The following is a 2,822-nucleotide window of genomic DNA, read 5'->3' on the forward strand; positions in this document are numbered from 1 at the left end:
GCGGGGGTGTAGGGATCGGATCTACGTGGCCACTCGCCGGGCCACTTGGCCACTGCGTGGCCAGAGCGCGATCTACTTGGCCAAAGCGCTGGTCAGGGACCCGCTGTGCATCGCGCTGGCACCGCCAGCGCTGGCCAACTACCGTGACCTGCCAGCTCGGAGTGGCCATCTTCGCGCGATCCCTACAGGGGGTGTAGGGATCACTTGTAGATGAGCAGCGGCCACGGGAAATGAGCACCGCATGAGCAGCTGTGGCCAGGTCTACTTGAGCAGGGCGGCTGACCAGGGCGAACGCCTCGCTGGCAGCTCGCTGGGCACCGCCGCAACCGGCGCTGCACTGCTCAACTATCCCGGCAGCAGCCCCTGGAGCGCTGCTCAGATAGACGCGAATCCCCAGGACCGGCTGCTCATTTAGAGGTAGGGGGTGTAGGGATCGGATTGCCTGGCGAGTCGCAGTCGTAGTTGGCGAGTCGATGGCGAGCGACCCGGCCTACTTGGCGAGTCCCTGGTCAGGGCCTTGCGGTCGCTCGCTGTGCAGCCTGCTGGCGGTGCCAGCGTTCGCCAACAGCCTCGGTGGACCGCACGGCGGCGCTCGCCAATAACGGCGAACTGCCAGCACGAACTCGCCACCCCCGCTCGATCCCTACAGGGCAGGTGGCCACTCGCCGTGATGGTCGGCCAGTAGATGGCCAACAGTCGGGATGGTTGGCCAGTCCGGAAAGCGCCAAGAGGGCGATGACTGGGGTTGAGAATCCTCGGGCGAAGACCAGTGCAATGCCCGGTCGTTTGGCCCTGGTGGGCGCGGCTGACGGTCCGTCGACCCGCGTGGAGAACGCCCGCGCGCGGGTGCGGCGCGGCGGTCAGGCCGGGCGGGCAGTGGGGCCGCGCCACCGGTGGCGCGGGGCCCAGCCAAGCAATCTGCGCGCGGAGGTGGAGTCGATAAGCGCCCGGAACGGGTCGACGTCGTAGCGCGCGTCCCCCCGCCAGGTGACGCCGGGAAGGATCTTCTGGGCCGGAACGCGGGAGCTGAGCTCGGCCGAGGAGACGTCGTCGGCGCAGAGCAGCAGGCGGTGGTGGCCGGTGAGCGGGGCGGGCCTACAGGATCGCGTGACGTGATGGGCATCATGTCGGCCCGCTCGGGTCGGACGGGTTGGGGGGTCTTGCCGGCGGGGCTTCGGCGTTGTTGCAGCTAGCCGGGTTGCGGCGGCGTGCTTCGGCTCGTGTCTCGGCGACGTGCGGCGCTGGTGACGGTCGCCATATCGGATTGTCGCCTTACGGTCAAATAGTGCAGCCTTGGGTGAGATGCCTGCCACGCGGAGAGGCTACGGGGGCGTCGGGAGCGGCGAGGCAGTCGCGCTGCACGGCGGAACGGTCGACCGGGCCCGGTGGGTCTGCGGATCTTCCCATGGGAGTGGGTGTGACAAGGACTGAGGACCTGCCTGGTCCTGATCGGCGCATTCTGTTGCACGATCTGCGACGCACGCTGAGCCCTAGCTGGCTGCCGGACGTCCTGGTCGCGCTGTCGGGCGGTCCGCTGCCGTATACGGGCTTGTTGCGCACGCTGCGCAGCTACGAGGTTCCCCGGGGTCGGCGCTGGCCGCAGCCGCTGATCCAGGAGGCCGTGTTGACGCGGACGTTGCGGTGGATGCAGCGCCGGGGGCTGGTCGAGCGTGCGCGGGAGCGTGCGTTCCCGTTCGGGACGGTCTACTGGCTGACCCCGGCGGCGAAGGAGCTGGCGGATCTGGTGGCGCCGATGGCGCAGTGGGCGGCGGCGCATGAGGATCTGCTGGACGAGGACCGGCGGGCGTGGGCCGAAAGGCGACGCCGCAAGAACAGCGGCGGAAACCGTCGGCCGCGGTCAGGCTGAACGCGCGCCGGGCGGACCGGGCCGCATCACGGCCTGGAAGACGCGATCGGTGTTGGATGTGGGCCGCTCGCCGACCTCGGCGAGGGCCGCGACCAGATGGCGGTAGGTGGACGCGATGGCGTCGTGCTGGCCGAGGCGGGCCTGGGTGGCGGCGATCTGGACGTAGAGCTGTTCGTTGTAGGGGTCGAGGCGGCGCAGCGTTTCCAGGAGCTCCAGGCGCTGCGGGTTGTCCTCGCCGACGGTGGCGGTGATGCTGACGAGCGCGTCGGAGATCTGGCGGCGAAGGTTCTCGCGGTGGGTTTCGGCCCAGGCGCCGGCGATGTCGTCGGAGAGGTGGCCGGTGTAGGTGGCGGCCAGCGGGAGGATCGCGGCGAGCTCGTCGGCGGTGGTCGTCGCGCGCCGCCGCGCGTCGAGCGCCTCGTCAACCTGCCAGAGGTCGACCGTGAACAGGTCGCGGCGCAGCCGCCAGCGTCGGTCGTCGTGGTCGAACACGTCGTCGATCGCCCCGCCGGTGGCGGCGACAAGGGTGCGGCGTAGCTGGCTGATCGCGGCGTAGAACCGGTTGTCCCGCAGCCGCAGGGACTTGCCGTCCTCGGGCCAGACCGCGTCGATGATGACGCGGCGCCGCGCGCCGTCGGGATGGGCGGCGAGGTAGGCCAGGATCTCCCTGCCCGGACCCCCGATACCGGTCACGGCCTGGTGGTCGCCGTCCGGTGCCGCCCGGTAGAGCAGTTGTAGCCGGCCGAACAGGGTGAGCAGCAGCGGCGTGGCCGCCTGTGGGGGGCGTTGTAGTCCCTGTGGCGCGCTCGCGGCGGCTGGTGGCGGTGCTGCCGCGTCAGCGGGCTCGGTGGGGCCTGCTCCCTCACCGCCGGGCGGCTGCGGCTCGTCGGGGTCCGGTGGCGTGTCTGGTTGGGGCCGGCCGTTGGGAGGCGGCGCCGCGGGCGAGGGGTTATCG

General features: G+C 70.8%; 2 protein-coding genes. One reads left to right on the forward strand and one right to left on the reverse strand.

The genetic code is table 11. The annotated features are described in order from the left end of the window. Nucleotides 1–1,417 precede the first annotated feature (1,417 nt). Nucleotides 1,418–1,867 (forward strand): winged helix-turn-helix transcriptional regulator, encoded by a 450-nt coding sequence (locus tag NBZ83_RS31290; protein WP_256790447.1) that lies wholly within the window; start codon nucleotides 1,418–1,420, stop codon nucleotides 1,865–1,867. On the opposite strand, the gene NBZ83_RS31295 is transcribed toward NBZ83_RS31290, so the two are convergent. Next, the coding region (locus NBZ83_RS31295) for an AfsR/SARP family transcriptional regulator (protein ID WP_264764111.1) at nucleotides 1,859–2,822 on the reverse strand (964 nt) is incomplete at its 5' end. The two genes, NBZ83_RS31290 and NBZ83_RS31295, sit on opposite strands and share 9 nt — an antisense overlap.

The sequence above is a fragment of the Frankia gtarii genome (assembly GCF_025403375.1).
In the GTDB taxonomy this organism is placed as follows: domain Bacteria; phylum Actinomycetota; class Actinomycetes; order Frankiales; family Frankiaceae; genus Frankia; species Frankia gtarii.